The sequence below is a fragment of the Ignavibacteriales bacterium genome (assembly GCA_016709765.1).
Taxonomy (GTDB): Bacteria; Bacteroidota; Ignavibacteria; order Ignavibacteriales; family Ignavibacteriaceae; genus IGN3.
Genome location: JADJMD010000015.1, coordinates 108,405 through 134,689 on the forward strand (window position 1 = coordinate 108,405; position 26,285 = coordinate 134,689).

Annotated in this window: 20 protein-coding genes; 16 read left to right on the forward strand and 4 right to left on the reverse strand. The window is 33.1% G+C overall.

Features of this window, described 5'->3' with window-relative positions; translation table 11 throughout:
• The gene (locus IPJ23_17750) at positions 1-381 is read left to right on the forward strand and encodes a TIGR03987 family protein (GenBank protein MBK7632501.1); all 381 of its coding nucleotides are present in this window, start codon (positions 1-3) and stop codon (positions 379-381) included.
• A gap of 24 nt (positions 382-405) precedes the next feature.
• On the opposite strand, the gene IPJ23_17755 is transcribed toward IPJ23_17750, so the two are convergent.
• A complete protein-coding gene (locus IPJ23_17755; protein MBK7632502.1) occupies positions 406-1,257 on the reverse strand; it encodes a DUF72 domain-containing protein in 852 nt (283 codons plus the stop codon).
• Positions 1,258-1,317: 60 nt separating this feature from the next.
• The gene (locus IPJ23_17760) at positions 1,318-1,761 is read right to left on the reverse strand and encodes a hypothetical protein (GenBank protein MBK7632503.1); all 444 of its coding nucleotides are present in this window, start codon (positions 1,759-1,761) and stop codon (positions 1,318-1,320) included.
• 497 nt (positions 1,762-2,258) lie between these two features.
• Between IPJ23_17760 and IPJ23_17765 the strand changes: the two genes are divergently transcribed.
• Complete coding sequence (locus IPJ23_17765; GenBank protein ID MBK7632504.1) at positions 2,259-3,770, forward strand: T9SS type A sorting domain-containing protein; 1,512 nt, start codon at positions 2,259-2,261, stop codon at positions 3,768-3,770.
• Positions 3,771-3,790: 20 nt separating this feature from the next.
• Here the strand turns inward: IPJ23_17765 and IPJ23_17770 are convergent, their stop codons facing one another.
• Positions 3,791-6,097, reverse strand: a complete 2,307-nt coding sequence (locus IPJ23_17770; protein ID MBK7632505.1) for a hypothetical protein — start codon at positions 6,095-6,097, stop codon at positions 3,791-3,793.
• 159 nt (positions 6,098-6,256) lie between these two features.
• Here IPJ23_17770 and recN point away from each other — a divergent pair, with 159 nt between their 5' ends.
• From recN to IPJ23_17835, 13 genes are all read left to right on the forward strand, one after another.
• Positions 6,257-7,963, forward strand: coding sequence for a DNA repair protein RecN (gene recN, locus IPJ23_17775; protein MBK7632506.1), 1,707 nt, complete (start codon positions 6,257-6,259; stop codon positions 7,961-7,963).
• 70 nt (positions 7,964-8,033) lie between these two features.
• Positions 8,034-8,945, forward strand: coding sequence for a hypothetical protein (locus tag IPJ23_17780; GenBank protein ID MBK7632507.1), 912 nt, complete (start codon positions 8,034-8,036; stop codon positions 8,943-8,945).
• Between the two features lie 12 nt (positions 8,946-8,957).
• The gene (locus tag IPJ23_17785; GenBank protein ID MBK7632508.1) at positions 8,958-9,503 is read left to right on the forward strand and encodes a hypothetical protein; all 546 of its coding nucleotides are present in this window, start codon (positions 8,958-8,960) and stop codon (positions 9,501-9,503) included.
• An 82-nt stretch (positions 9,504-9,585) separates the two neighbouring features.
• Positions 9,586-10,716 (forward strand): radical SAM family heme chaperone HemW, encoded by a 1,131-nt coding sequence (gene hemW / locus IPJ23_17790; GenBank protein ID MBK7632509.1) that lies wholly within the window; start codon positions 9,586-9,588, stop codon positions 10,714-10,716.
• A 147-nt stretch (positions 10,717-10,863) separates the two neighbouring features.
• Positions 10,864-12,078 (forward strand): dicarboxylate/amino acid:cation symporter, encoded by a 1,215-nt coding sequence (locus tag IPJ23_17795; protein ID MBK7632510.1) that lies wholly within the window; start codon positions 10,864-10,866, stop codon positions 12,076-12,078.
• Positions 12,079-12,120: 42 nt separating this feature from the next.
• Positions 12,121-14,820, forward strand: a complete 2,700-nt coding sequence (locus tag IPJ23_17800; protein ID MBK7632511.1) for an immune inhibitor A — start codon at positions 12,121-12,123, stop codon at positions 14,818-14,820.
• An 82-nt stretch (positions 14,821-14,902) separates the two neighbouring features.
• A complete protein-coding gene (locus IPJ23_17805; GenBank protein ID MBK7632512.1) occupies positions 14,903-16,330 on the forward strand; it encodes a ferrous iron transporter B in 1,428 nt (475 codons plus the stop codon).
• Between the two features lie 76 nt (positions 16,331-16,406).
• Positions 16,407-17,285 carry an arsenic efflux protein gene (locus IPJ23_17810; protein MBK7632513.1) on the forward strand — a complete coding sequence of 293 codons (879 nt, stop codon included), beginning with the start codon at positions 16,407-16,409 and terminating at the stop codon, positions 17,283-17,285.
• Between the two features lie 21 nt (positions 17,286-17,306).
• Complete coding sequence (gene xth, locus IPJ23_17815) at positions 17,307-18,083, forward strand: exodeoxyribonuclease III (GenBank protein ID MBK7632514.1); 777 nt, start codon at positions 17,307-17,309, stop codon at positions 18,081-18,083.
• A 4-nt stretch (positions 18,084-18,087) separates the two neighbouring features.
• Positions 18,088-19,431, forward strand: coding sequence for a deoxyribodipyrimidine photo-lyase (locus IPJ23_17820; GenBank protein ID MBK7632515.1), 1,344 nt, complete (start codon positions 18,088-18,090; stop codon positions 19,429-19,431).
• A gap of 212 nt (positions 19,432-19,643) precedes the next feature.
• A complete protein-coding gene (locus IPJ23_17825) occupies positions 19,644-21,560 on the forward strand; it encodes a PAS domain S-box protein (protein MBK7632516.1) in 1,917 nt (638 codons plus the stop codon).
• Positions 21,561-21,690: 130 nt separating this feature from the next.
• Positions 21,691-22,578 carry a rhodanese-related sulfurtransferase gene (locus IPJ23_17830; GenBank protein MBK7632517.1) on the forward strand — a complete coding sequence of 296 codons (888 nt, stop codon included), beginning with the start codon at positions 21,691-21,693 and terminating at the stop codon, positions 22,576-22,578.
• A 280-nt stretch (positions 22,579-22,858) separates the two neighbouring features.
• Positions 22,859-24,700 carry a toxin-antitoxin system YwqK family antitoxin gene (locus IPJ23_17835; GenBank protein MBK7632518.1) on the forward strand — a complete coding sequence of 614 codons (1,842 nt, stop codon included), beginning with the start codon at positions 22,859-22,861 and terminating at the stop codon, positions 24,698-24,700.
• 71 nt (positions 24,701-24,771) lie between these two features.
• Here the strand turns inward: IPJ23_17835 and IPJ23_17840 are convergent, their stop codons facing one another.
• Positions 24,772-25,605: a DUF2911 domain-containing protein gene (locus IPJ23_17840; GenBank protein ID MBK7632519.1), complete on the reverse strand. Its 834-nt coding sequence runs from the start codon at positions 25,603-25,605 to the stop codon at positions 24,772-24,774.
• Between the two features lie 103 nt (positions 25,606-25,708).
• Here IPJ23_17840 and IPJ23_17845 point away from each other — a divergent pair, with 103 nt between their 5' ends.
• A complete protein-coding gene (locus IPJ23_17845) occupies positions 25,709-26,251 on the forward strand; it encodes a hypothetical protein (protein ID MBK7632520.1) in 543 nt (180 codons plus the stop codon).
• Positions 26,252-26,285: the final 34 nt, after the last annotated feature.

Consider the following 26,285-nt stretch of genomic DNA (forward strand, 5'->3'; position numbering starts at 1 on the left):
TTGACAACTCCTGTTTTAATATCAACAATACTTATTACATTAGCACTTCTTTTCTATTCACTTGGGGTTTGGTCAGAAAGACTGATTAAATATTTAAAGGGCTGGCATGTTGCCGCATTTTGGATTGGTTTTTCGTTTGATATTTCGGGAACGTATGCAATGCATTTGCTTGCTAAAGGCCCATTTAATATACTGGAACCTCACACTCTATCAGGTCAGTTGGCTTTGTGGCTGATGCTCGTGCATGCAATTTGGGCTACAAGAGTAGTTTTAAAAAAGGAAGAAAAACTCAGATACAGTTTTCACAAATTTAGCATTTTAGTTTGGCTGATCTGGTTGATACCTTATTTTGGAGGAATGTATCTTGGAATGGTTGGTTAATCTTAATTTGAAATAATATAGATACTATTTTTTCAGCCTTTTGAGTTTTTGAATTGTTAATGGTGCGCTGCCTTCAAAATGATTATTTACATTAATATATAAATCAACTTTCTTATTCTTAAGGTAGCTCATTATCTCTGCAACTTTATTCAGATCATCATCTTTTGGTTCTACAATTTGATTCCAGATACTACATGTTTTCTTTTCTATGCCGCTTCTATCGGGACCGTGCAGCCTGATTACCGTTGTAGAATTGATTTGATCTTTGTACTGGTTAAAGACTTGCCAGATAGGGGGCATATAGTACCCTTGCAAAAATACCATTGCCAATCTATTTCTTTCAAGAAAATCAAAGTAGGGTTTATTCAGATAGTTTGGATTACGGATTTCTATTCCGTAAACATATTTTTTATCTGCTAACTCAATGAATGATTCAAACCTATCAATAAATTCTGTTAATCCGCTTAACTTTTGCTTGTTTAGATATTCGAACTGAAACATTAAGACACCAATATTTTTTTCTAATGGTTTTAGTGATTCTAAAAACTTTTCGAAGATATCTGTACTTAAAAAAAACGAATTTGGTTTTAATATTTCTGTTTTATTTTTATTGTAGAGGTGTGTTAGTGTAACGGCGTTTGGAATTTTAATTGTAAACTTAAAATTATCTGGAACGGAATTACTATATTCTTCTACAACCTTTTCAATAGGCAGAAGAACTTTTTTTGGTTCGGATAATGACCAGAACCATTGATCGATTTCTACTGTGTTAAATTGTTTTGAGTATTCTTCTAAGTAATTAATCTTTTCTTTATCCGTATAAACAATTCCCTTCCAGGAATCGTACTTCCAGCTGCAAGTGCCTATTCTTAACACAGTATTCGATGTCCGAAATTTTTAACGTAAATATAAGAGATATATTTATAAAAATATTTGTTAAATGATGAGAGCCTTGGTTAATAATGGATAAGTTACTCCGTAATCTGCAAGAGGGGCGGCGGAGCTATCAGCAAGATTTTTAAGATTGGTAATTACATCGGTTAGTTCTGTATCTCTAAGGTTAGACAGGTAACCTTTTTTTAAGTTGCCAAGAGCCTGTATGCGGGGGTCGTTAGTTGCACTGCCAAGCGCATACAACGCACCGGCTATCGGCAATGCAGATTCAATAAGTTCTGATTGCTGCTGGTTTTTGAGCGTGGTTTTACCTGCGGTAGCCGTGTTCTTCTGGATATTTTTTTCGCTAATAGCGGCGGTAATATCCTTAAAGCTGGTAAGCGCAGTTGCAAAGGCAGTCATTGCAGCAGTTTTGCCGGTGTTTGCATCAAGCAGAGAAGTTACTGCCTGGTACATGGTGAATTTGTTTTCCTGACGATCTGTCATGGCGGGTTCCTCCATAGAAAATTAATAAAGATAATTTATTATAAGAGCCGTTGTAAAATTAATTGCCGTGCAAGGTTTTGTCATTAGTACATGTACTAACGATTTTAGGGCGGATATTGCGATTTTGAAAAGTTTTATTCCGGAAATGAGAGAAGAAAAAGGTGAAATGGGAGGAAAGTTTTCAGTCCACAGTTTGCAGTCGGCAATAAGGATAATTTAGAAGCAGATCCCGAAACAAGTTCGGGATGACAGGAAAAATTGAAATGGATTTCCGCTTCCACCAAAGGCGGACAGGTTCGCGGGAATGACACACAAAGTAAAGAACAGATTCTCACGCCTTCCTACCGGTAGGCAAGTCGCTACGCTCCTCAGAATGACGGAGAAGATCAAAAGTAAAATGATGCATTACAGAACATAATTAACTTGGGCAGACTGTGTTTAATTGAGCAATTAACAAAACCTTTCTTTATTTTTAACAACACAATCACTGGTTTAAAATGCATTTATCAATAAAATTTATTCTGATCTTTATACTTTTTTTATCATTCCAATCTTTTGCACAAAAAGAAATTAACATTATAAACGGCGCAGTTGTTGAATACGATAAATGCGGTTATCCGATGGATGGTTCGGATTTGGGCCAATACATATCTCCGGAGTATATGGGTTACAGCTACGATAGTTTATTGGTGGACCTTGAACTCTGGCGAATGAGTGAATATGTAAAAATCGATTCGATAGGATTGAGCGTACAAGGAAGACCGTTGTGGCAATTAATAATCTCAAGTGATCCGAATAATGTTGCAGGAAAAAGAACTGTTCACGTTCATGCAAGAACTCATCCGCAGGAAACAGAAGGGTTTTATGTAACTGAGCAAATGATTAATCTTTTATTTTCAGAAAGTGAGCTTGCACAAACAGTAAGAGCTAATTGTGTTTTTTATATAATTCCAATGTATAATCCCGATGGAGTTGAATTGGGTCATCCAAGAACAAATGCAAATAATGTTGATCTTGAAGCGAACTGGAATACGATCCCGCATCAACCGGAAGTTGCTGCACTTAAAGCGCGATTTATACAGCTAATGGCTTCAGCAAATCCGATGGAAGTAATGTTAAATATGCATTCTTCATCTTTGTGTACAAGATATTTTGTTTATCATCACGAAAATGGAACAACACCTTCTTATGCTTTAAAGGAGCAGAATTTTATTAATGGTGTTAGAAATTATTTTCCCGGTGGAATTGAACCATATACATATTTTGTAAGCTGGACATCGGGGACCGCACTGCAATATCCTGAAAGCTGGTGCTGGATAAATCACGGTGAAAATATAATGGCACTTACTTATGAAGATATGTATCAATGCACAGGCACAGGAAAATTTGATTCGACGGCAAATGCAATTTTACGAGGTGTTATGGATTATATGAATATTCAAATTCTTCCCATAGAACTTTTATCATTTTCTGCAAATTATTCAAACGGCTTTATTAATCTTAATTGGACTACAGTAAGTGAGATAAATAACCGAGGGTTTGAAATTGAACGAAGCAATGATAAATCTAATTGGAGATTAATCGGATTTAAAGAAGGCTCTGGAACAACAACTGAACAACAGAGTTATTTCTTTGCCGATGAGCTGGATAATATTAATGACAATACTCTTTACTACAGATTAAAACAAATGGATTATAATGGTACCTTTGATTATTCAGACGTAATTGTAATTGAGGTTTCTCCATCTAGTTTTTCATTACATCAAAACTATCCAAACCCTTTTAATCCTTCTACTGTTATTAAATATCAATTGCCCGTTTCAAGTCAGGTTTCATTAAAAGTTTTTGATGTTCTTGGAAATGAAGTTGTAACACTGGTAAATGAAAATAAATCGGCTGGAAGTTATGAAGTTGAATTAAACTCATCGTCTCTTTCAAGTGGAATTTATATCTATCAGTTAAGGACAGCGGGCTTCTTACAGGCGAAGAAAATGATACTGCTCAGATAATTAAACTGAGCAGTTAATGTTTAATCATATTCAACTTTACAAAGCACTGAATTAAGATCATTAAAGATAATCTCTGCAGGTTCTTCGGGTAGCACTGGTAATTTTACTAACGATTCTTTGCCTTTTACTTCTATTCTAATTCTTGCAAATCTATCTCCTGTAAATTTTATGGTTAAAGGTACATACATCTTAAAGTTTTCAGATACATTTTCCGTAATGATTTTACATGTTACTGCAACCTTTCCATCCTCAACTTTTTCTGATGAATAAGAAAAATTGTAAGTCGGTAATTCAGTTCCATAAACAAATTGATTAAAGAACCAAGTCATATCCTGACCACAATATTTTTCAGTAATCTTTTTAAAGTCTAGTGTTGTTGCTTTTTTGCCATAATAAGTTTTGTAAAACTCTTTGATCATTTTTTGGAATGGATCTTCATTCATTGTTTTAAGATCAATTAACATGTTCCTTAACATATGAAGCACCCAGGCTCCTTTTTTATATATTATCAAAGCATAATCGCCTTCAGTATCACTTGTATTTGTTCTGCTGCCAAGCCAAATTGGTCCAGCCTGCTGCCCGGTGCTAAAAAGATATTTTCTGTTATTAAAAATTTCGTCTTTCCAATTTTCAAGAACTTTAAAGAATACTTCATTGTCTTGAAAGGCTGCCTGAACAAACCATAAAGAAGAATAAGTTGCAAATCCTTCACTTAACCATTGGTCATGATAAGAATCAAAATTTACACCTATTCCCCACCACTGATGTGCAACTTCGTGAGCTCTAAAAATTTCATCAGCCTTATCATGAGTGATGCCCTGATAATTGGCAAACGAAAGATGTATCAACCCCGGAAAAGCCTGACCGTGTAAATATGGTATTTCAGTTACTTGTAATTCATTTAAAGGAATAGGACCTATTATTCCTTCAAAAAACTGGATACTTGCTAAAACATCTGTTGCAATTTTTTCATCCATATCAGCCCCGGAAAGAGTGCCATACTCTACAAGAGCACTAGCGAGTTTTTGATGACCTGATTTTGATATAAAAACATTTACTTTATTATTTCTATCATCCATCAATTCAAACTTTTCAAAATATCCAATGTTAAATGATGCGCTGTGAGTAGGTTCAACTGATTTCCATCTGCAAGTTATAAAATCATCAGACTGTTCTTCAGATTCTTTTTTCCCAATACTTACCAGCTTGTACTTTTCTGGATATGTAAAAGTCAAATCGTACATTACATTATCACGATAAGAATATCTTGGGAACCAATAATCAGGTGATTTTAATGCAATCCAGGCTAACTCGTTCTTCTCTAATAATTCACCATTATAATAAATAGTAATTTTATTGTTAGCAGAAAAAGGATTGAGCTTTATCCAAAGTTCAGGATTTTCTTCACCACGGTAATAATCAAAAGTGCGCTCGTCATCTATGAAAACCGAGTCCACAAGAAGATCATAATAGAGATCAAATCTAATCCATTTGGTATTAGTATATTTTCTTTCAAAATAAATTTCACATTTAGCACTAAAATCCAGATTGTCTTCTATCTTTGAAATAATTTTGTAGTTATTAATCTCAATAACATCTTCCTTAAAATTTTTTTCACTTTCATCAGGCTTTTGAAGTGAATAGCTGCTAATAACCTCTTGATAATCAGAGCCAAGAATAAACCCAATATCCCTTTTTTTAAGAAAAGTTACTTCTTCTCTACTGTAGGGTGAAATTTTAAAAAACACAGGATCACCATATGACAATCCAATATGTGCATAGAAAAGAGAGTTAGTATGATTGTTAAGGAAAGAAGTCATAAAATCGGTGTCAAAATATCCTTCGTCTTCATTGTAAGTGTAATCAATAAATTTTTGGTAAACATATTTTACTTCGGATAAATCAGAAGATGGATTAAAGGCAACATTACCCGGTAATTTTAATAATGAAGCATCTGAATACATTAAAACAAGGTAATTAAACTCTTCATCCAAAGTCCGTTTTTCATAAAACCTAAATAGATTATCTTTTTCAATTTGTGAAGGAGGTGAGAAAAGAAATCGTCCTTTTCCCTTAAATAAAATCAATCGTTCCGCCCCCGCTATTTGATTAAACCTATAAATTGTGCCGCTAATCAGCTTGAATGAAGCCTCATTTTGTTGAATTACCAAACCACTATCGGGAACAACTGAAGCAAGAATAGGTTGAACATTTTCAATTTCCGATAAGATGTTTTGATATTCTTGGTTTAACGCCTGGTTTTGTGCCAATAAAATATTATTGCCAATTAAAATAATAAAGAGGCTGAAAAAAAAGAGGTTTTTCATAAAAACTCCAATACTGTTTACCACACTATTGCTACCCTGTTGTTTAAAAGAAGTTGTTCAAATTTAAAGTATTATAGATTATAAAAAAATATTGTAATATCATTGTTTTTGAAGTTGCAGATAAAACGGATTATTTTTAACTAAGTATTAAATTATTTTATGATTAAAACTTTAGAAATAAAAGACTACGCACTTATCGATCATATTAATGTTGAGTTTGGTAAAGGACTTAATATTATTACTGGTGAAACAGGCGCTGGAAAATCAATACTTATTAATGCAATGAGTTTGTTGCTTGGTGAGCGCGCATCTACTGAAGTTGTAAGAAAAGGTGCGCAGAAATCTTTTGTTGAAGGAATTTTTGACGTTGCGACTAATAAAAAAGTAAAATTCCTTCTTGAAGAAAATGAAATAGAGTTTCAGCCTGAATTAATAATCCGCAGAGAAATATCTCTTAAAGGATCAAATAGATGTTTTGTAAATGATTCCCCTGTTGCGTTAAACATTGTTAAAGAGCTCGGTGATTTACTTGTAGATCTTCACGGACAACACGAGCATCAATCATTACTGCGAACTGAAACCCACATAGAATTTTTAGATGAGTTTGCAAATAATCAAAAACTGCTTGATGATTATAAAATCATTTATAGAGATTTAAACTCCAAGCAAAATGAATTAAGAGAATTAAAATCAAAAGAAGACTCACTAAAAGAGAAAAAGGAAATTTATATCTATCAAATGAAAGAAATAGATAATATAAATCCTTTACCAAAGGAAGATGAATTAATTGTAAACGAATTGAACATTTTGGAAAATTCTGAAAAACTCTTGGAACTTACAGATGATGTTTACACAAAGTTGTATGATGGTGAGCCTTCTGTTATTGATTTACTTGGTGAAACAAAACATAAACTCAATCAGCTTTCAGAAATTGATAACTCTTTTTTAGAATCTGAAGGCGAATGTGATTCTGCTTTGGCTGTTGTTAAAGAACTTGCAAACTCACTGCGAAGTTATAAATCCAGAATAGATGTTGATCCAAAAGAGATTGATGAAAAACGAGAACGTCTTGGATCCTTAAATTTTTTAAAGAAAAAATACGGCGGCTCAATTCAAAAAATAATCGAGCATAGAGAAATGGTTGGAAGAGAATTTGAACTTGCTGATAATTTTTCTGCTGCAATTAACAAACTTGAAAAAGAAATAAGTGCATTAAGAAAATCAGCCGGTGATGCAGCAGAAAAACTTTCCTTAGTACGAAAAAAGTTTGCGGTAAAAATTGAAATCGAAGTAAAAAAAGTTTTATCGCAGCTTGGGATTCCTGATGCCGTATTTAAAGTAAATATTTTTCAATCTGAAGTTGAAAAAAGCACAGTTAATTTTATATCCAGTAAAAATAAAAATTTTAATTATACTGATGCCGGTTTTGATGAAGTCGAATTTTATATTTCTACAAATGCAGGTGAAGATGCAAAACCGTTAACAAAAGTTGCCTCCGGTGGTGAGATTTCTCGCATTATGCTTTCGCTAAAAACCATTCTTGCAAAATCAGATAAGCTGCCTTTATTAATCTTTGATGAGATTGATACTGGTGTTAGCGGCAGAATTGCTCAAAAAGTTGGAGCTGCGCTTAAAGAGCTAGCGGCATATCATCAAATAATATGTATAACACACCTACCTCAAATAGCAGGAATGGCAGATAATCATTTTGCAGTTGAAAAAAAACAAGTTGATAATCGTTCCGTAAGTTCAATTAGAAAACTTTCGGGTGCTGAACGAATTAATGAAGTAGCAAAACTTATCAGCGGTGAAGAACTTAGTAAAGCAAGTATAGAAAGCGCGAAGCAATTAATCTCAACTAAATAAGTAATCTAATTGCATCTGCAGTAATTTATTTAGAAGTTTGCAAAAGCAATTCTGATTAAAAGGAGTCAAAATGAAAAATGTTATAGTGATAATTTTTCTCACTTCCATATTTTTATCATCCACATCACACGCTCAAGTAGGCGTAAAAATTAATAGTCTTCCGCCAAATGAGGTCTCGGAATATATAAAACCACTTTCAACCTGGTTTGGTACTTATTTTAATTCAGGTACATATTACGACGCTGCTGTGCCAAATCTTTTTGGATTTAAATTTAGTATTGTTGGGTCATACGTAATGATACCGGATGATCAAAAAACATTTAAACCTGATCCCAAGGTTAGCGGTGTATCAAATGTTGAGCCTACAGCCACAATTTTTGGAAATCGGGCAAGTTATTATTTAGGGAGCAACGGTTTTTTTACTTATCCGGCAGGCTTGGCGCTCAATGCAGTTCCTTTTGGTATTTACCAGTTTTCCGGTAGTACTTTAAACACTGAGCTAATGGTTAGATTTTTTCCAAAAGTAAAGTTTGGGGATGCAAAAGTTGGTGTTTTCGGAATTGGTCTGAAACATGAAATTAGTAGTCATATTCCATTATTACCTATTGATATTTCTGTTCAGCTTTTTTACAATAATTTTGATTTTGAATACGTTGGTAATGATTTTGAGAACTATACAAAAATTAAATCTAATAATATTGCTTTTAACGTCCACGCAAGCAAAACATTTGCTGGAATTTTTATTGCTTATGGAGGACTGCAGTATGAGACTACAAGTATGGACCTTGGATATTATTTTGAAGATCCGAATAATTTATACCTGGGTACTGGGAATGCAAAAAATAATATTAAAGTTGATGGTGATAATAATTTTAGATTTACATTAGGTGGAGCTCTTAAACTGGGATTTTTTGTGATAAACGCTGATGTTAACTTAACTAAATTTACAACTTTTACAACTGGTTTATCATTAGATTTTTAAAGGAATATGAATATGAAAAAATTATATAAATTATTTTTACTTATCGGTCTTATTTTTATCACCCTAGCGTTTAATAGTTGCAATCCCTTTGATGATGCTTATTTAACACTTGCGATGGATGCGGAATTCAGTACAATTGGAGCTGGTTCCGACATTTTTATTTCTACCAATATGTGTCTTTCTGATTTTGATGATTATGATGATAACAAAGATAATCTTGAAGAAATCCGATATATCTCAGCTGCCTATTTGACCATAAATTCAACCCAAGGTTTACAAGGCAATAACTTAACACTTACACTTTATGAGGCAAATGGCACAACCGTCCTATTTCAATATGTTGTACCTACATTTGTTGCGGCAAATTATATAAACAATCCATTAGAGATTTTGCTTACACAACAGGAAATTAGTAATATCAATGCATATCTCACAAATCCACAACAGGATAAATGTTTTGTGGCAACACTAACCGTTTCAAATGTGCAATCAGGCAGTACGCCATATCAACTTTCTAGCAAGTTAGAATTTCTTACAGAACTCAAAATTAAACCTTGATAGTAATATCTGATACAATCTATTATGAAGATGACATCTTTACTACAAGATGTCATCTTTCATTTTATGCAAAGAAGAATTATTGAAAGACAGCGCTTTATATATTCATATACCCTTTTGTGATCACAAATGTATTTACTGTGATTTTTATTCTATCATCACAACAGATAATATTGCTGCATATCTAAATGCACTTAAAAAAGAGATTGAGTACTATTCTAAACTCTACTTCTCTGATAGAAATTTTACATCTATATTTTTCGGAGGCGGCACACCATCTTTAATGCAACCCGAATATCTTTCGGATATTATCAATCAACTAAAAAAATATTTTATTGTTGATGATAACGCTGAGATTACAATTGAAACAAATCCCGGCACTGTTGATATAGAAAAATTAAAAAAGTTTAAAGAAGCCGGAATAAATAGAATTAGTATTGGTATTCAATCTTTTGATGAAGATGAATTAAAATTTTTAACACGTATTCACGATAAACAAACAGCAATCCAAACAGTTAATAATGCGGCAGATATTGGATTTGAAAATATAAGCGTAGATTTAATTTTTAATCTTCCAAATCAAACAAAAGAAAAATGGATTAAAAATCTTGAAACTGCTGTTGCGCTTCCTATAAAGCATATTTCCACATACAGTTTGATTCTTGAACGAGGCACAATCCTAAATAAAATGGTTTTAGATGGGGATGTAAAAATGCAGGATGAAGATTACGATGCAGACCTTTACGAAACCACAATCGATTTTCTTCTATCAAAAGGTTTTTATCAATATGAAGTTTCTAACTTTACAAAACCGGGATTTGAGTGTGTGCACAATAACGCTTACTGGAGATACAGAGACTATTTAAGTTTCGGTACCTCTTCACACTCATTTATGGATGGTAAACGTTGGTGGAATTACTCAAGTTTAAAAAAATATATTTCTGAAATCGAATTAAACAATCACGCAATTATGAATTCAGAAATTATATCTAAAGAACAAATGCATGAAGAGTATGTTATGCTCGCCCTTCGCAGTTCAGGTTTAGAGCTTAATGATTACAGAAATAAGTTTTCTGATGATTGGATTAAAAAAAATAATTCATATTTTGAATTATTAAAGAATGAACATCATTTAACTATTGATAATAATTGGATAAAACTTACATCCAAGGGTTATGCTGTTTGTGATGAAATTTTGAAAAATATATTATAAGTAATTCAAATGTCATTCCCTTGTAAACGGGAATCTAATTTTTTAACAATGGAATGGATTCCCACTTTCTCCCCAAGGGGTGCCTATGGCAGTGGGACTGACAATCAAATAATGATACTCTCGGGATCTTAAAAATAAATAGTACTTATGCTTAAAATAAAACTTCACTGGCAGATATTAATTGCGTTAATTGTAGCAGTCATTTTCGGAATAGCTTTTCCAGACTATGCAAAGTATGTAACGTGGATGGGCAAACTTTTTTTGCGTGCCCTTCAAATGATAATTGTTCCTTTAATACTTACCTCAATAATTTCTGGTGTAACAAACATTGGCGATGCACAAAATCTTGGCCGACTTGGATTAAAAACATTTGCCTATTATATCTCAACAAGTTTGTTTGCCATAATAACAGGATTATTTTTTGTAAATCTTATTCAACCGGGCGTTGGTGCAGATCTTGGATTAAAAAAAGAAGTACCACAACTTGCTGCTAGTTCAGGTGATATTGGTGATGTAATTATGCGAATGGTACCTACAAATATTTTTGAAGCCTTGTCCTCTGCAGATATGCTTGCGGTAATATTTTTTTCAATCCTGATTGGATACTTTATTACTCAAATTCAAAAGGAGTATAAAGATTTTTTAACAACCTTTTTTAACTCAGGCTTTGAAGTAATGATGAAGCTTACTCATTTTGTAATTCTATTTACTCCTCTCGGGATTCTTGGAATTGTTGTAGGTGTAATAGCCGAGCAAAGAGATAATCTTGGTGAAGTACTCGGAAGTATGGGTAAATATGTTTCAACTGTTCTTATAGGTTTAATAATTCATGCAACAATTACTCTTCCGTTAATAATTAGAACAATTGGAAAAGTAAATCCATTAAAGCACTTTAAAGCGTTATCAACACCATTGTTAACAGCATTTTCAACTCGTTCATCATCAGCAACACTTCCGCTTACTATTGATGCAATAGAAAATAATGCAGGTGTCTCTAATAAAATTTCCAGTTTTGTTTTGCCGCTTGGTGCTACAATTAATATGGATGGAACTGCACTGTACGAATGTGTTGCAGCGATGTTTATTGCTCAAGCTTACGGAGTTGAAATGAGTATTCTTTCACAAGCAATTGTTGTTTTTACCGCACTTCTTGCATCAATTGGTGCAGCGGGAATTCCTATGGCAGGATTAGTAATGATTTCTGTAATTCTCACAGCAGTCGGATTACCATTAGAAGGAGTTGGATTAATTTTAGCAGTTGATCCATTACTTGATATGTGCAGAACCACTGTTAATGTTTGGAGTGATAGCTGCGGTGCTGTAACTATTGCAAAATCTGAAGGTGAAATTCTAAAAGTTTAGGGTTATTTTAGTTGTACAACTTTTCTTAAGGAGCGGTCTTATATGAAATCTCTTTTTACTATCACGTTTTTGGTTTTCTCAATCACAATTTCCGCACAGAATTACAAACAAATAAGCATCCCAATCACAAGTCCAAATGATTTTATTATACTAGCCCAAAACGGAATTGACCTTGAACATTCAAGTTTAAGTAAAAGTAATAATCTTAATTTCTTTGTAAGCGAAGATGATTTAGATAAAATCAATTCATTAGGATTTAGTTATACGGTTTTAATAGATGATTGGAAATCGTTTTATAACCAGCAGGCAAAACCAAGTGATAGCGACAGAGAAATATACTTAGCTGAAAGCAAAAACAATTTTAATGTGGATGGGTTCGGTTTCGGTTCGATGGGCGGCTATTACACGCTTGCTGAAATTGCTGCTAACTTAGATTCAATGTATGCACAGTATCCAAACATCATCACACAAAAATATTCGATTGGAACAAGTCAGCAATCACGAACAATTTGGGCGGTAAAAATTTCAGATAATCCAACAATAAACGAAGGTGAACCACCAGTAGGTTTTGATGCACTTGTTCATGCACGTGAGCCTCAATCAATGGCAACACTTATGTATTATATGTGGTACTTACTTCAAAACTATGGAACAGATCCAGAGGTTACTTATCTAGTTAATAATCGCGAAATCTATTGTGTGCCATGTTTTAATCCAGATGGATATGAATATAATCGTTCAACTGATCCTTCTGGTGGTGGAATGTGGAGAAAAAACAGAAGAAACAATGGTGATGGAAGTTTTGGTGTGGATCTGAATAGAAATTTTGGCTACCAATGGGGATACGACAACATCGGTTCAAGTCCGACGCCAAGTAGTGAAACATACAGAGGTCCTTCAGCTTTTTCTGAACCTGAGTGCCAGGCAATAAGAGATCTTGCAACTTTAAGAAGTTATAAAACATATTTTAATATGCATACTTATGGCGGATATATATTATATCCGTGGGGATATATAGATGCAGAAACACCAGACTCATTAGCATACAGGGAATTTGCCTCTCTGCTTACCTCTAAGAGTGGTTATGCTTATGGTTCCGGTTCAGAGCTTTTAGGCTATCCATCAAATGGCAGTATACGCGATTGGATGTTTGGTGAACAAACCTTAAAAGGTAAGACATATGGCTATACCATTGAGATAGGAGATGCTTTTTGGCCGCTGCAGAGTCAAATTTTTCCAATTGCTCAACAGAACTTAAGCACTATGATTTATCAGACATATCTTGCAGGTGCGTACACACAGTTAGTTGATCCTGGCTACAGCGAGGAGTTTATAGACCCAGGTGAAAATGTTTTAATGAACAGTACTTTTAAAAATGTTGGACTTGCAACTGCATATAATCTGCAAATACAACTAAGTTCGCTTAGTCCGTATATAAATGTAACAGCAAATACTGCACAGTTTGATTCCATTCCTGCTAGAAGTAATGCAGCATTAACAACTCCATTAACTTTTAATGTTTTATCAACCGCACCAACCGATGTAACAGTTAAACTTTTACTTACATCAAGTTTTAGCGGCACAGTTGTAAATCAGGATACAATAAGTTTTATACTTGGTACTCCGATGTTTGTTTTTGCAGATACAACAAACGATCCATTAACACTATGGGATATAACAGCAACCCCAAGTACTAAAAAATGGGAAGCAACAAACACGACATTTTATAGTTCGCCAACTTCATTTACCGACAGCAAAATAGGTGACTATTTAAACAACGCAACTGTAACAATGATGCTTAAAAATGCTGTTGATCTCACCAATCATTCAAATCCGCGATTAACTTTTTGGACTAAGTATGATATTGAAAGCAACTGGGATTACGGACAGGTGGAAGCTTCAACAAATAACGGCTCAACATGGTTTCCATTGCAAGGTTTATACACTGAGCCTGGGACAGGTTCTTTCCAGCCAAACGGCGAACCTCTTTATGATGGTGTAAGAACAAACTGGGTTAAAGAAGAAATTAGTCTAACAGGATTTAACTCCAATCAATTTAAACTAAAGTTTGAGTTAAAATCCGATGGATCACAAGTTCAGGATGGCTGGTATATTGATGATATCGGAATAATAGTTTACGGAATTGTTCCTGTTGAACTTATTTCCTTTACAGCTTCTATTGTTGATGGGAAAGCAGAATTAAAATGGCAGACAGCAAGTGAATTGAATAATGCTGGATTTGATATTGAAAAAGCAGTATTCAATCAACAATCCGCAATCGGCAATAAGAAAAATTGGTCTAAGATTGGATTTGTAAATGGACACGGAACAACTACTGAAATTAATAATTATAATTTTATGGATGAGAGTTCACTTGAACAAAAAACTTTTTACAGATTAAAGCAATTAGATTTTGATGGAACTTTTTCTTATTCAGATGAAGTTGAGATTGATGCTTCAATCCCTATTAAGTTTTCATTAGAACAGAATTATCCAAATCCTTTTAACCCAAGTACAAAAATCAATTGGCAGTCTCCAGTAAGCAGTTGGCAAACGTTAAAGATTTATGATATTATTGGAAATGAAGTTGCTACTTTAGTTAATGAATATCGATTAGCAGGATCGTACGAAATAGATTTTCAGTCTTCAATTGGCAGCCGGCAACTAGCAAATGGTGTTTATTTCTACCAACTGAGAGTTGGAGACTATATTGGAACAAAGAAGATGATCTTGATCAAATAGACTTTGCGTTTGATATGGTTTATTATAATCTTTATGGTAGATGGTGGTAAAGATTCAATAATGCTGACAATAAAAATATCGTATGGATGATAAACAATTAAAAAGAGAATCAATTTTAGCTGCTGCAAATAATTTGCGATGGGAGGTTGGTGAAAATTTACACGATACTTTAATGGAATCCATTTACGAAAATGCTACAGCTATTTCGAGTAAAACTGTAATTTATCCGGATAAAAAACCGGCCTTTAGTTTAGATAGAACTTTAGATAAAATACTTACTAGCAAGTATCTCGGTTTTCCGATAATGTTTTTAATACTTGCTGTAATATTTTGGGTAACTATAGAAGGTGCAAATGTTCCCTCTGGTTTAATAGCAAATTTGCTTGTGGATTCTTTTCATCCTGCACTAAAAACATTCGCTGATTCATTTATGCCATGGTGGTTAAGTGGAGTTTTGATTGACGGGGCTTATCTTGCGATGGCTTGGGTAATAAGTGTAATGCTTCCTCCAATGGCAATATTTTTTCCAATCTATACTTTGCTTGAGGATTTTGGATATTTGCCGCGAGTTGCGTTTAATATGGATCCGCTTTATAAACGAGTTGGTGCACACGGAAGACAAGCACTTACAATGGCAATGGGTTTTGGATGTAACGCTGCGGGAGTAGTTGCGACTCGAGTAATTGATTCTCCGCGAGAAAGATTAATTGCAATTATAACAAACAATTTTTCTTTGTGTAACGGAAGATGGCCCACACAAATACTTATCGCCACAATATTTATCGGTGGTGCAGCACCTGCTTATCTTGCAGGAATTGTTTCTGCCGGTGCAGTTGTCTTTATCGCAATCATAGGGATAGCATTTAGTTTATTGGTTTCTTGGGGATTATCAAAAAGTTTGCTAAAAGGTGAAGCCTCTGCTTTTAGCCTGGAACTACCACCATATCGTCCACCAAGAATTTTACAAACACTTTATACTTCTTTAATTGATAGAACAGTTTTTGTTTTATGGCGCGCAATAGTTTTTGCAATTCCGGCTGGAATGGTTATTTGGCTTGTTGCAAATATTTCAATCGGAGGCATGTCTGTTGCAAATCATTTTATAAGTTGGTCTGGTCCGTTTGCATTTATTTTTGGACTAAACGGAGTCATTTTATTAGCTTACATAATTGCTATTCCTGCAAATGAAATTGTAATTCCAACAGTGTTAATGCTAACAGTTGCAAACTTAGGTATTATGAACATTGGCTCAGGTAGCGGAGTAATGTTTGAACTTAGTTCTGTTTCTGATACAGCTTCAATTCTACAGGCGGGTGGGTGGACAATGTTAACGGGTATTAATTTGATGATATTTAGCTTGCTTCATAATCCCTGTTCAACAACTATTTATACTATTTATAAAGAAACAAAGAGTGTTAAGTGGACTGTTATTTCTACTCTTCTTCCAATTATAATGGGATTTACAATTACATTTTTTGTAACGCAAGTTTGGCGATTAGTATTTAATTAATTTCTGCAAGTATCATATCACCTGATTGATTAATGATTTTCTTATTTTTGCACATTCATTAATACACATACTTTTGATGCACATACATTCTCATTCAAATATTGTTGAGATCATTTTAGGTTCTTTTACAGATACCTACTTAATGATCCCCATCCTATTTTCGCTTTATTTTGCATTGGAATATTTTTCGCATACAAAGCAGCTGGATTTAATTTCTTTCCTTAAAATTTCGGGTCCTCTGGGTCCACTTGCAGGCACATTGCTTGGCTTAATTCCAGAATGTGGAATGTCGGTTTTCGTTACATCTCTGTTTTTATCACGTAAAGTTTCAATCGGAACATTAATTGCAACATATCTTGCTACATCTGATGAAGCATTGCCGGTGCTGATAGCAAATCGTGAGCAAGCAATATACATCTTTTATATCCTGGGTCTAAAATTGCTAATAGGTGTAACTTCCGGATATCTTATTGATTTATTAATCTCAAAAAATTTTTATGAGGGAAAAGCCCCTGAAGTTAAATCATCGCACGCAGTGCAAATTGATGTTGAGCTGCACAGAACACGTTATATGGAAATTATTATCCATAGTTTAAAACGTACACTAAGAATTTATTTTTGGGTCTTTGCAATAACAATTGCTATTTCTCTCTTAATTTTTTATACTCATTCATCCGAATTGATTGAAACATTAAACTTTAATCCTATAATAGAAATAATTGCAGTTGCGTTTTTCGGGCTGATACCAAATTGTGCCGCATCAATTGCAATTGCACAGGCATTTCTTCACACAGGATTATCACTCGGGGCAACAATAGCAGGCTTAAGTTCCGGGGCAGGATTTGGACCAATTGTTTTATTTAAAGATGGAGAATTAAAAACTTCAGCCAAAATACTTGCCCTAACATTAGTAAGTGCAATTAGTTGGGGCTTAATAATAAATTTTGCTTTATAAAAATATTTAGGAATTGTTTTTATGAAAAAATTCAGATTGCTTTCTTGGAATGTTAATGGTATTCGAGCAGCTCAGAAAAAGGGATTTATTGATTGGGTTTTAAAAGATAGTCCTGATATACTTTGTTTGCAGGAAACAAAAGCCCATCCAGATCAACTTTCGGAGGAACTGTTAAATATTAATGGATACAAATCTTATTTTTCTTCATCGATCGTTAAAAAAGGCTACAGCGGAGTTGCAATCTATACAAAGCAAGAACCTGTAAAAGTGGAACACGGTTTTGGAATTCCAAAGTTTGATGATGAAGGTAGAATTATTATAGCAGATTATCAAAATTTTGTTTTAATAAATGTTTATTATCCAAACGGCAAAGCAAGAGATGAACGTCTTAAATACAAATTAGATTTTTACGATGCTTTTCTTGATTATGCTGAGGATCTAAAATCCAAAGGCAAAAAATTAATTATTTGCGGTGATGTTAATACTGCACACAAAGAGATTGATTTAGCCCGCCCAAAAGAAAACGAAAAAACGTCCGGCTTTCTTCCCATCGAAAGAGAATGGATGGACAAGTTTTTCTCACATGGTTATCGTGATACCTTTAGAATGTTTAACAGCGAGCCGGAACAATATTCCTGGTGGGATCAAGTAACGCGTGCACGAGATAGAAATGTTGGCTGGAGAATCGATTACTTTTTTATATCTGATAATTTTAAGAAAAAAGTAAAAGATGCTTTTATATTGAAGGATGTAATGGGTTCTGATCATTGTCCGGTAGGAATTGAAATAGAAATTTGATTTAATGATTAACGAAAAAAGAGTTCGTTTACTACAAAAAGGGAATGAAACAAACGGACCAATAGTCTATTGGATGAGTCGTGATCAGCGAGTACACGATAATTGGGCTTTGCTATTTTCACAAAAGTTAGCTTTTGAAAATAAAAAACCACTGGTAATAGTATTTAATCTTGTACCCGATTTTCTTGAAGCCACAATTCGCCAATATGGTTTTATGTTAAAGGGTTTGCAAGAAGTTGAAGCAGAACTTTCGAGTTGTAACATTCCTTTCTTTTTACTCACCGGAAAAACTGAAGAAGAAATTCCTAAGTTTGTTAAAAGTAATAATGCTTCAATATTAGTATCTGACTTTGATCCATTAAAAATAAAAAGGCTTTGGAAACGAGATGTTGCAAAAAAAATAGCAATTCCCTTTTATGAAGTTGATGCTCACAATATTGTACCCTGTCTGTATGTTTCTGATAAAATGGAATTTGCTGCTTATACCATTCGTCCTAAAATCCACAAAGCTTTATTAGAATTTATGGATGAATATCCTGTCTTAGAAAAAATGAATAGGACTGAAATTCAATCTGACAAAATAGATTGGATAAAAATTAAAAAATCATTGCAAATAAACTTTGATGTAAAAGAAGTTGACTGGATACAACCGGGAGAAACTGCCGCGTTAAAATCATTACAAAATTTTCTTGAAAATAAACTCGATACTTATAATGAATTTAAAAATGATCCCACAAAAGATGGACAATCAAATTTTTCGCCTTACTTACACTTTGGACAAATATCTGCTCAGCGTATTGTACTTGAAACTGAAAGAGTAAGCAGTAATGAAGAATACAAAAAAACATTTTTGGAAGAGTTAATTGTTCGAAAAGAGCTTTCAGATAACTTCTGTTACTTTAATAAAAATTATGACTCATTTAATGGTTTTCCCAATTGGGCCAAAACATCATTAAATGAGCATCGAAAAGATGAAAGAGAATTTGTTTACACTTTAAAACAATTTGAACAAGCAAACACTCATGAAGATTTATGGAATGCATCGCAAAAAGATTTAATCACTACAGGCAAAATGCATGGTTATATGCGAATGTATTGGGCAAAGAAAATTTTAGAATGGACAAAATCACCTGAAGACGCGATGAAGATTGCAATTTATTTAAATGATAAATATGAACTTGATGGTCGTGATCCAAATGGTTTTACGGGAATTGCGTGGTCAATTGGCGGGGTTCACGATCGGGCATGGTTTGAAAGACCTATTTATGGAAAAATCAGGTATATGAATCGTAATGGTGCGGAACGAAAATTTAATTTAACTGCCTATTTAGACAGGTTTTCCCTATAAATATTTTCGTTAATATTTTAAGTTTTAATGCAATATTTTCCATATTTTCTCACTATAATACTTAGAGAATAGTTATTTTTTAAAAAAAATCTATTTATTATTCCTTTTTATTCACGGCACTTAAATTGCTAAAAGATAGAAGTTTTTAATAATAATATAAATGAATGCTGAATTTTAATAAAAGAAGTAGGACCCATTCACAAAAACTTCAATTGAAGCTAACAATTCAGTTTGCTTTATTCTTTATTCTGGTTGCTGCATTTATCTTCTTTTATTTTACTAATAAATTTGAGGAGCAGGTAAATGAAAAATATACATATAAAGCAGATTTATTTGTAAACTATTTTTCACAAGCGCCTCAAATATTTATTGATAAAAAATTTTCTGACTATGAAGCAATTGAAAAAATATTAGAATTAAATGGGGCAGTATATTTAGTTGTTGAAAATTCATCCGGTGAGTTACTAGATGCATTAAACTTAGATGTTGCAGAAAAAAACTTATATATACTTGCAAAAGCTGAGCGTGAAGGTATTTCTAAAGATGAATCTATTTACCGTGTAAAATTACCAATTAAAGCGAACAATGTTTCTGGTAGTATTTATGTTGGATTTAGATCTGGCGATGATGCACAGAAACTCTTTAAAAGCAAACTGCTAACAGCTTTATTTAGCCTTTCAATTCTTTTGTTGGGAATATTATTCACATACTTTTTAAGCTCAATATCATTCCGTCCGTTGTCAAAGATCCTGAAGGTTTTGGATTCTGCGCACGTTCCGGTTGATCAAACAAAGTTTAGGTCTAATCGTAAAGATGAACTAGGAATAATTGAAGATAGGGTAAAACTTGTTCTTGCAGAGCTGGATAAATCAACTGCCGAAGTTGAAGTATTGAATAAAAAATTAAGTGATGTATTTAAAGACAAAATAGCTGAACTAAATTTTGAAATAAATCAAAGAAAAAAAGCAGAAATATCTTTACAGAAAAGTGAAGAACAATTTAGAACTGTTTTCCAAAATGCTCCGATAGGAATTGTAATCATTTCTACGGAGGGAAAAATTACAAGCGTAAATAAATCATTTTGCGATACAATTGGATTTCAGCGGGATGAGGTCATAGGTATTCCGATTAAGTACTTGTTCGAAAAAAATGATCTGGAAGGGTTTAGTGAAGAAACATTAAACTTGGATGACAGCCCTGTTGCAGATATAAACACAGAAAAACAGCTTCTAAAAAAAGAAGGTAAAGAAATTAATGTAATTGTTAAATCTGTTTCAGTACTTGATGATAAAGGTGCAGTTAAACATTATGTAATGCAGGTCTTAGATATTTCCCAAATAAAACAGGTTCAATTAGAATTAGTTAGTGCACTTAATCAAGCAGAGGAATCTGATAGACTTAAATCAGCTTTTCTTGCGCAAATGTCTCACGAGATACGAACTCCGCTTAATGTTATTTTAACATCAATTCCGCTGCTGGCTGATGAAATTTCCAGCGATGATGAAGACCTTAAAATAATTTTAGATTCAGTAAAAAGTGCGGGAAGAAGATTACAGAGAACGATAGATATGATTCTAAGCATGTCTTCAGTTCAAAGCGGCAATTACAAACCAACTTTTGAAAAGTTTGATGTAATTGAAGACCTGAATAAGATGTTAAAAGAGTTTAAATCTTTAAGTGATGATAAGGGGTTGAAACTTAAATTTGTTCATCCAAAACAAGAATGTTTAATTACTGCTGATAGGTACACTGTTAATCAAATATTTCAAAATCTTATTAATAATGCTGTAAAATATACTATTAAAGGATATGTAGAAATTTATATTAAAAACCTTGATGATTATAAAGTGAAAATTGAAATAAGAGATAGCGGAATTGGAATGAGTCAAGAGTATCTACAAAAAATGTTTATGCCTTTTTCTCAAGAAGATGTTGGACATAAAAGAGAGTTTGAAGGCAATGGATTGGGGTTGGCTTTAGTTAAAAAATATATCGAGCTTAACCGAGCAGATATAAAAGTTGAAAGTGAAAAAAATATTGGTTCTGTTTTTTCCGTTACTTTTGATAATAATTTAAATTTTTTAGATTCAGAATCCACAACAAAAACCGAATTTAAATCGCATCGTTAAATTAACATATCGTCTACCACTGTATTAAGGAACCTGTTAAACTATCTGCCCACTAATTGTAAAAAAAGATTATGTTTGTTCAGCCGATTAAAATTTTCTTTAACATAAATAATATCAAATTTCAAAGCAAATGAGCACTTATAAAGTAATATCGTTTTATAAATATGTGGAGGTAAAAAATCCGGACGAGCTTGCAAAACAACATCTAAATTGGTGTTTAGACAATGGTGTTCGCGGTAAAGTTTATCTTGCAATTGAAGGAATTAATGGTTCCGTTTTTGGAGATGAAGAAGTTATAACAAAATATAAAAATCATTTAACAAGTTTTATTTTTTTTAAAGATGTTTGGTTTAAAGAAACTATAACAGATAAAATTGCATACAGTAAAATGCACGTTAGGGTTAAAGATGAGATTGTAAATTCCGGTCTAAAAAAAACTAAACTTGAAAACACCGCACCAAAACTAACTCCCGAACAACTACTTAATTTTTATGAAAGCAAAAAAGATTTTGTGATTGTTGACGCAAGAAATTGGTATGAAAGTAAAATTGGTAAATTTAAAAACGCGATTACCCCACACGTAACACATTTTAGGGAATGGCCGCAAGTTGTAGAATCATTAAAAGAGTTTAAGGACAAAACTGTAATAACTTATTGTACCGGCGGAATACGTTGTGAAAAAGCCTCGGCTTATATGCGCGAACAAGGTTTTAAAGATGTTTATCAAATGGATGGCGGCATTCTAAACTATATTCTAAAATTTCCGGATACCTATTGGGAAGGTGGAATGTTTGTTTTTGATGAGAGAAAAGTTTTTGAACCTAACACAAAAGAAGAATTAAAATATACCGCAACCTGCCATTTTTGTAATAAGCCAACTTCATACCATATAAACTGCCACAACGTACTTTGCGATAAAATTATAGTTTGCTGTCATGATTGCAAAATTGAAAAGGAATATTGCTGCAGCGATGAATGCAGAAGTAGTATCAACAGAAGAAAAAACTACAATGGATAATAAATTACTTGTTTTTAATAATCGATTTTAACACCTATAGCTTACAGTTTCGTATTAAAATTATTATTTTTTTTAAAAATGCACTATTAATTAACACTTTCTTGACTTTTTAATTCTAATTAGTAAAGTTTTAATTAAATAAAAAACTTTTTTAAATTAAAAGTTTTTATCTTGGAGAAGTCAGAGATCCATTCCAAATAGTTATTTTAAAAATCAGGGAGAGTGAAAAATGACAAGAGAGGAGCAATTAGAATTTTGTAATAGTTGTTTAAACCGCAGTATGGATTTAAACGAAGATATAATCTGCAAGCTCACAAATAGGATTGCAGACTTCAGTGATCAATGCCTTAATTTTCAGAAAGATGAATTAGCATCTCAGGACCAAATTTCAGGGGAGGAAGAGTATAATATCAATAATAAGTTTACAAATGATTTATTATTCAAACTAAGATCATTTCAAGATTTTAACTTTGCTATAGCCGGTGGAACATTAGTATCAATTATTTGTGCATTTTTATGGGCTTTTATAACTCTAAAAACCAAATATCAGGTAGGTTATATGGCCCTTGGCGTTGGGCTAATAGTTGGTCTTGGGGTAAGATATTTTGGTGCAGGGATAGATAAAAGATTTGGATATGCAGGCCTTCTTTTGTCTCTCTTAGGTTGTTTGCTTGGGAATTTTCTAAGTCAGGTTGGATTTGCTGCGGATGAATATAACCAAGGATTTTTTGAAACTCTTACATATTTGAAACTATCAGATATCCCCATTATTATAAAAGAATCATTTCAGCCAATGGATTTGATTTTCTATGGACTTGCTGCATATGAAGGATATAAATTTTCTTTCCGTTCCATTCCTGAGTCAATTGATGAGGAAGAAGATTTTACCCCTCCTTTTGCAAAATTTAGACTACCGTTGACAATTGTCTCCCTTATCGTAATAACGGTCTTAGTATATAATGTTTCGCAAGGAGCTACAGGATTTAAAACTTTTTTTTATGAATCAGGCAACAAACTCTCAGAGGGTGAGTTTGTAAATGGAATACCTGACGGTAAATGGAAGTATTTTTATGAGAATGGTACTGTACAATTAATTGCCAATTTTAATAACGGTATTGAAGAAGGTAAATGGCAGTGGTTCAGTGATGATAATTCACTGATAAGGGAGGGTTCTTTTAAAAATGGACTTGAGCATGGTACATGGACGCAATATTATGCAAATAATAATATTTCTGACTCAGGATCATATTATTTAGGACGTCAACATGGAGATTGGATTTACTTTTATGAGGATGGAAAAATTAGACAAAGAGGCAAATTAATTCGGGATATGAAAGAGGGTATTTGGGAATTCTTGGACAATAATGGTAAGCTTATTTCAAGCGGAGAATTTAAAGAAAATGAATACTCTGGCATATGGAATTTTTGGTATACCACCGGAAAGCAAATTTCACAAATGCAATTTTTACCTGAGAATAAAAGTAAAATTTTGGCTGCTTGGGATAATAAAAATAGGCAAATCGTAAAAGATGGGAATGGACTGTTTGTTTCTTTTCATCCTAATGGTGTAAACTCTGAGAAAGGAAAAGTTATTAATGGTGATAGGGTAGGATTGTGGCAATCATTTTATTCAAATCATTCTTTGAAGCAAGAGGGGGAATATAAGAACGGTGATTATTTTATTAATAATTTTTGGGATTCTGAGGGCAATCAATCAGTAAAAAATGGAACAGGGTACTTTAATTCAAGTTACGAAGAGAATGACTTTTTTGAATCAGGAAATTACAGCGATGGACTTAAAACTGGAATTTGGAAAACATATTTTCAGCAACCCAATAAAATTATTAGCGAGAATTATTATTTTGACGGCAAGCTATCGGGGTTATCTAAGTTTTATTATGAAAGTGGAAATTTATATACCGAAGGTTCTCATCACAATAACAAACAGGATGGAGAGTGGAATTGGTATTATGAAAACGGCAGTATTCAAAGTTCTGTAAATTTTAGTCAGGGGAAAAAAATAGGCGTTCAAAAGTTTTTTGGGTCAAATGGGGTCTTAGTTAAAGAAGAAATTTATAAAAACGGGATATTTATTAAAGAGCAAATCATAAATTCCCATTAATATTTATCTTATAATATATTTAAATTTTGTTGAGTGTTAAATGATGAATTTAACACTCAACCTTATCCGTTTTACTTGACTTTCCAATCCACCAACATCTGTTTCATCCTATCAAAATCAAATGGAGCGTTTGGCATTTTATTACCAAGCTCAACCGCACTTTCCATAGTTGCAATTGCTTCTGATTTTTTATTCATTTTAGAATAGTATTGTGCAAGTATTCTTTTATTCCAATAATTTTCATTTATTAAAGTTGATGCTTGAATCCATTTAAATCCTTCATCCATATTAATGTTTTTATCCAAACAATAAGTTGCCCCAGCCATTAATTGGTTCCATTTAAAAGCATCCCGTGCTTTTTGTAAAGTTATATCTTGTGTTTTTACATCTACCTTAAACGAAACGTGAAGTTTTTCCCAATTTAAACTTACATTTACAGACGTTTCGGTGGCATCTGTAAACAGAAAAGTCATTCTTTCCATAAAGTGATGTTCTTCAGGCTTAACTTTTATTCGCAGCGCTTCTTTTTTTGGATCAAACGTAGAACTTCCATCAATCTTAGTATCTTTACTAAAAATTACTTCCCACTCGTTTGCATTTGGAATGCAGTGGATCCCATAAGTTCCAGATGCAAGTTCATTCCCATCAACGATTACTGCGTCAGTAAAAGTAATTGTAGTTGCTTCATTTGCTCCTGTACGCCAAACTTCTCCAAATGGAACGAGTCCGCCCCAAATTTTCCTATCTTTCACTGCTGGACTACTGTAATCTATGGTAATATTTGTAACTCCAACAAATTGAGAAACAGTTGCATCCGGACTTGGTCGCGGGGTTCTAAAATCTTGCGCAAAAGAAATAACACTAAAAATCATTATAATGGTAAGTATAGATACAGTTCTTCTCATAATGTAACCTTTCATTTTATTTATTTATAAACGATTGAACGACGGGTTTGGATTAGTTAATTTCGTTGCGAAGTTAAAGATCATTTTTTATTTAAGCAATTTTATGGATGATGAATTAAAAAAAGAGATCGAGCAAAGCCTTAAAAAGGCGAAACCACACACCAAATGGAATGAAATTATAAAATGGATTCCATCAATTATTATTTTACCAATTGCGCTTTATTGGGTTTTAACTCGTGGAGAGTATGGACTAATTGATAACGCCGATTTAGTTATACACGAAGCGGGACATTTTTTCTTTATGTTCTTTGGAAAATACATCTATACCCTTGGTGGAACTTTAATGCAAATTATTCTTCCATTAATAATTTTCTTTTATTTTTTTAGAACTGAATATCGAACAGGTATGCAAGTTTCTCTGCTGTGGCTCGGACAAAATTTTATTAACATTTCTGTTTACGCTGCGGATGCTCAGGCAAAAAGACTTCCTTTACTTGGGGGAAATAAAGTTTATCACGATTGGGAATATTTGCTGCGAGAAATTGGAATGCTTCAGTACGATGCCGAAGTTGGGTATTTCTTTTTGGGAATCGCAATAATTCTTTTTATTACTACTCTTATTATGCCTCTAATTACTCAAAATTAAATACTATCTTTTGCCACAAAAAATTTGTCAGGTT

What these genes read in the sequence shown, in the direction of transcription:
- IPJ23_17760 (MBK7632503.1), bottom strand. Translation starts at nt 1,761, where the DNA reads ATGACAGATCGTCAGGAAAACAAATTCACCATGTACCAGGCAGTAACT.
- IPJ23_17765 (MBK7632504.1), top strand. Translation starts at nt 2,259, where the DNA reads ATGCATTTATCAATAAAATTTATTCTGATCTTTATACTTTTTTTATCA.
- IPJ23_17770 (MBK7632505.1), bottom strand. Translation starts at nt 6,097, where the DNA reads ATGAAAAACCTCTTTTTTTTCAGCCTCTTTATTATTTTAATTGGCAAT.
- recN (MBK7632506.1), top strand. Translation starts at nt 6,257, where the DNA reads ATGATTAAAACTTTAGAAATAAAAGACTACGCACTTATCGATCATATT.
- IPJ23_17780 (MBK7632507.1), top strand. Translation starts at nt 8,034, where the DNA reads ATGAAAAATGTTATAGTGATAATTTTTCTCACTTCCATATTTTTATCA.
- IPJ23_17785 (MBK7632508.1), top strand. Translation starts at nt 8,958, where the DNA reads ATGAAAAAATTATATAAATTATTTTTACTTATCGGTCTTATTTTTATC.
- IPJ23_17795 (MBK7632510.1), top strand. Translation starts at nt 10,864, where the DNA reads ATGCTTAAAATAAAACTTCACTGGCAGATATTAATTGCGTTAATTGTA.
- IPJ23_17800 (MBK7632511.1), top strand. Translation starts at nt 12,121, where the DNA reads ATGAAATCTCTTTTTACTATCACGTTTTTGGTTTTCTCAATCACAATT.
- IPJ23_17805 (MBK7632512.1), top strand. Translation starts at nt 14,903, where the DNA reads ATGGATGATAAACAATTAAAAAGAGAATCAATTTTAGCTGCTGCAAAT.
- IPJ23_17810 (MBK7632513.1), top strand. Translation starts at nt 16,407, where the DNA reads ATGCACATACATTCTCATTCAAATATTGTTGAGATCATTTTAGGTTCT.
- xth (MBK7632514.1), top strand. Translation starts at nt 17,307, where the DNA reads ATGAAAAAATTCAGATTGCTTTCTTGGAATGTTAATGGTATTCGAGCA.
- IPJ23_17820 (MBK7632515.1), top strand. Translation starts at nt 18,088, where the DNA reads ATGATTAACGAAAAAAGAGTTCGTTTACTACAAAAAGGGAATGAAACA.
- IPJ23_17830 (MBK7632517.1), top strand. Translation starts at nt 21,691, where the DNA reads ATGAGCACTTATAAAGTAATATCGTTTTATAAATATGTGGAGGTAAAA.
- IPJ23_17835 (MBK7632518.1), top strand. Translation starts at nt 22,859, where the DNA reads ATGGATTTAAACGAAGATATAATCTGCAAGCTCACAAATAGGATTGCA.
- IPJ23_17840 (MBK7632519.1), bottom strand. Translation starts at nt 25,605, where the DNA reads ATGAGAAGAACTGTATCTATACTTACCATTATAATGATTTTTAGTGTT.
- IPJ23_17845 (MBK7632520.1), top strand. Translation starts at nt 25,709, where the DNA reads ATGGATGATGAATTAAAAAAAGAGATCGAGCAAAGCCTTAAAAAGGCG.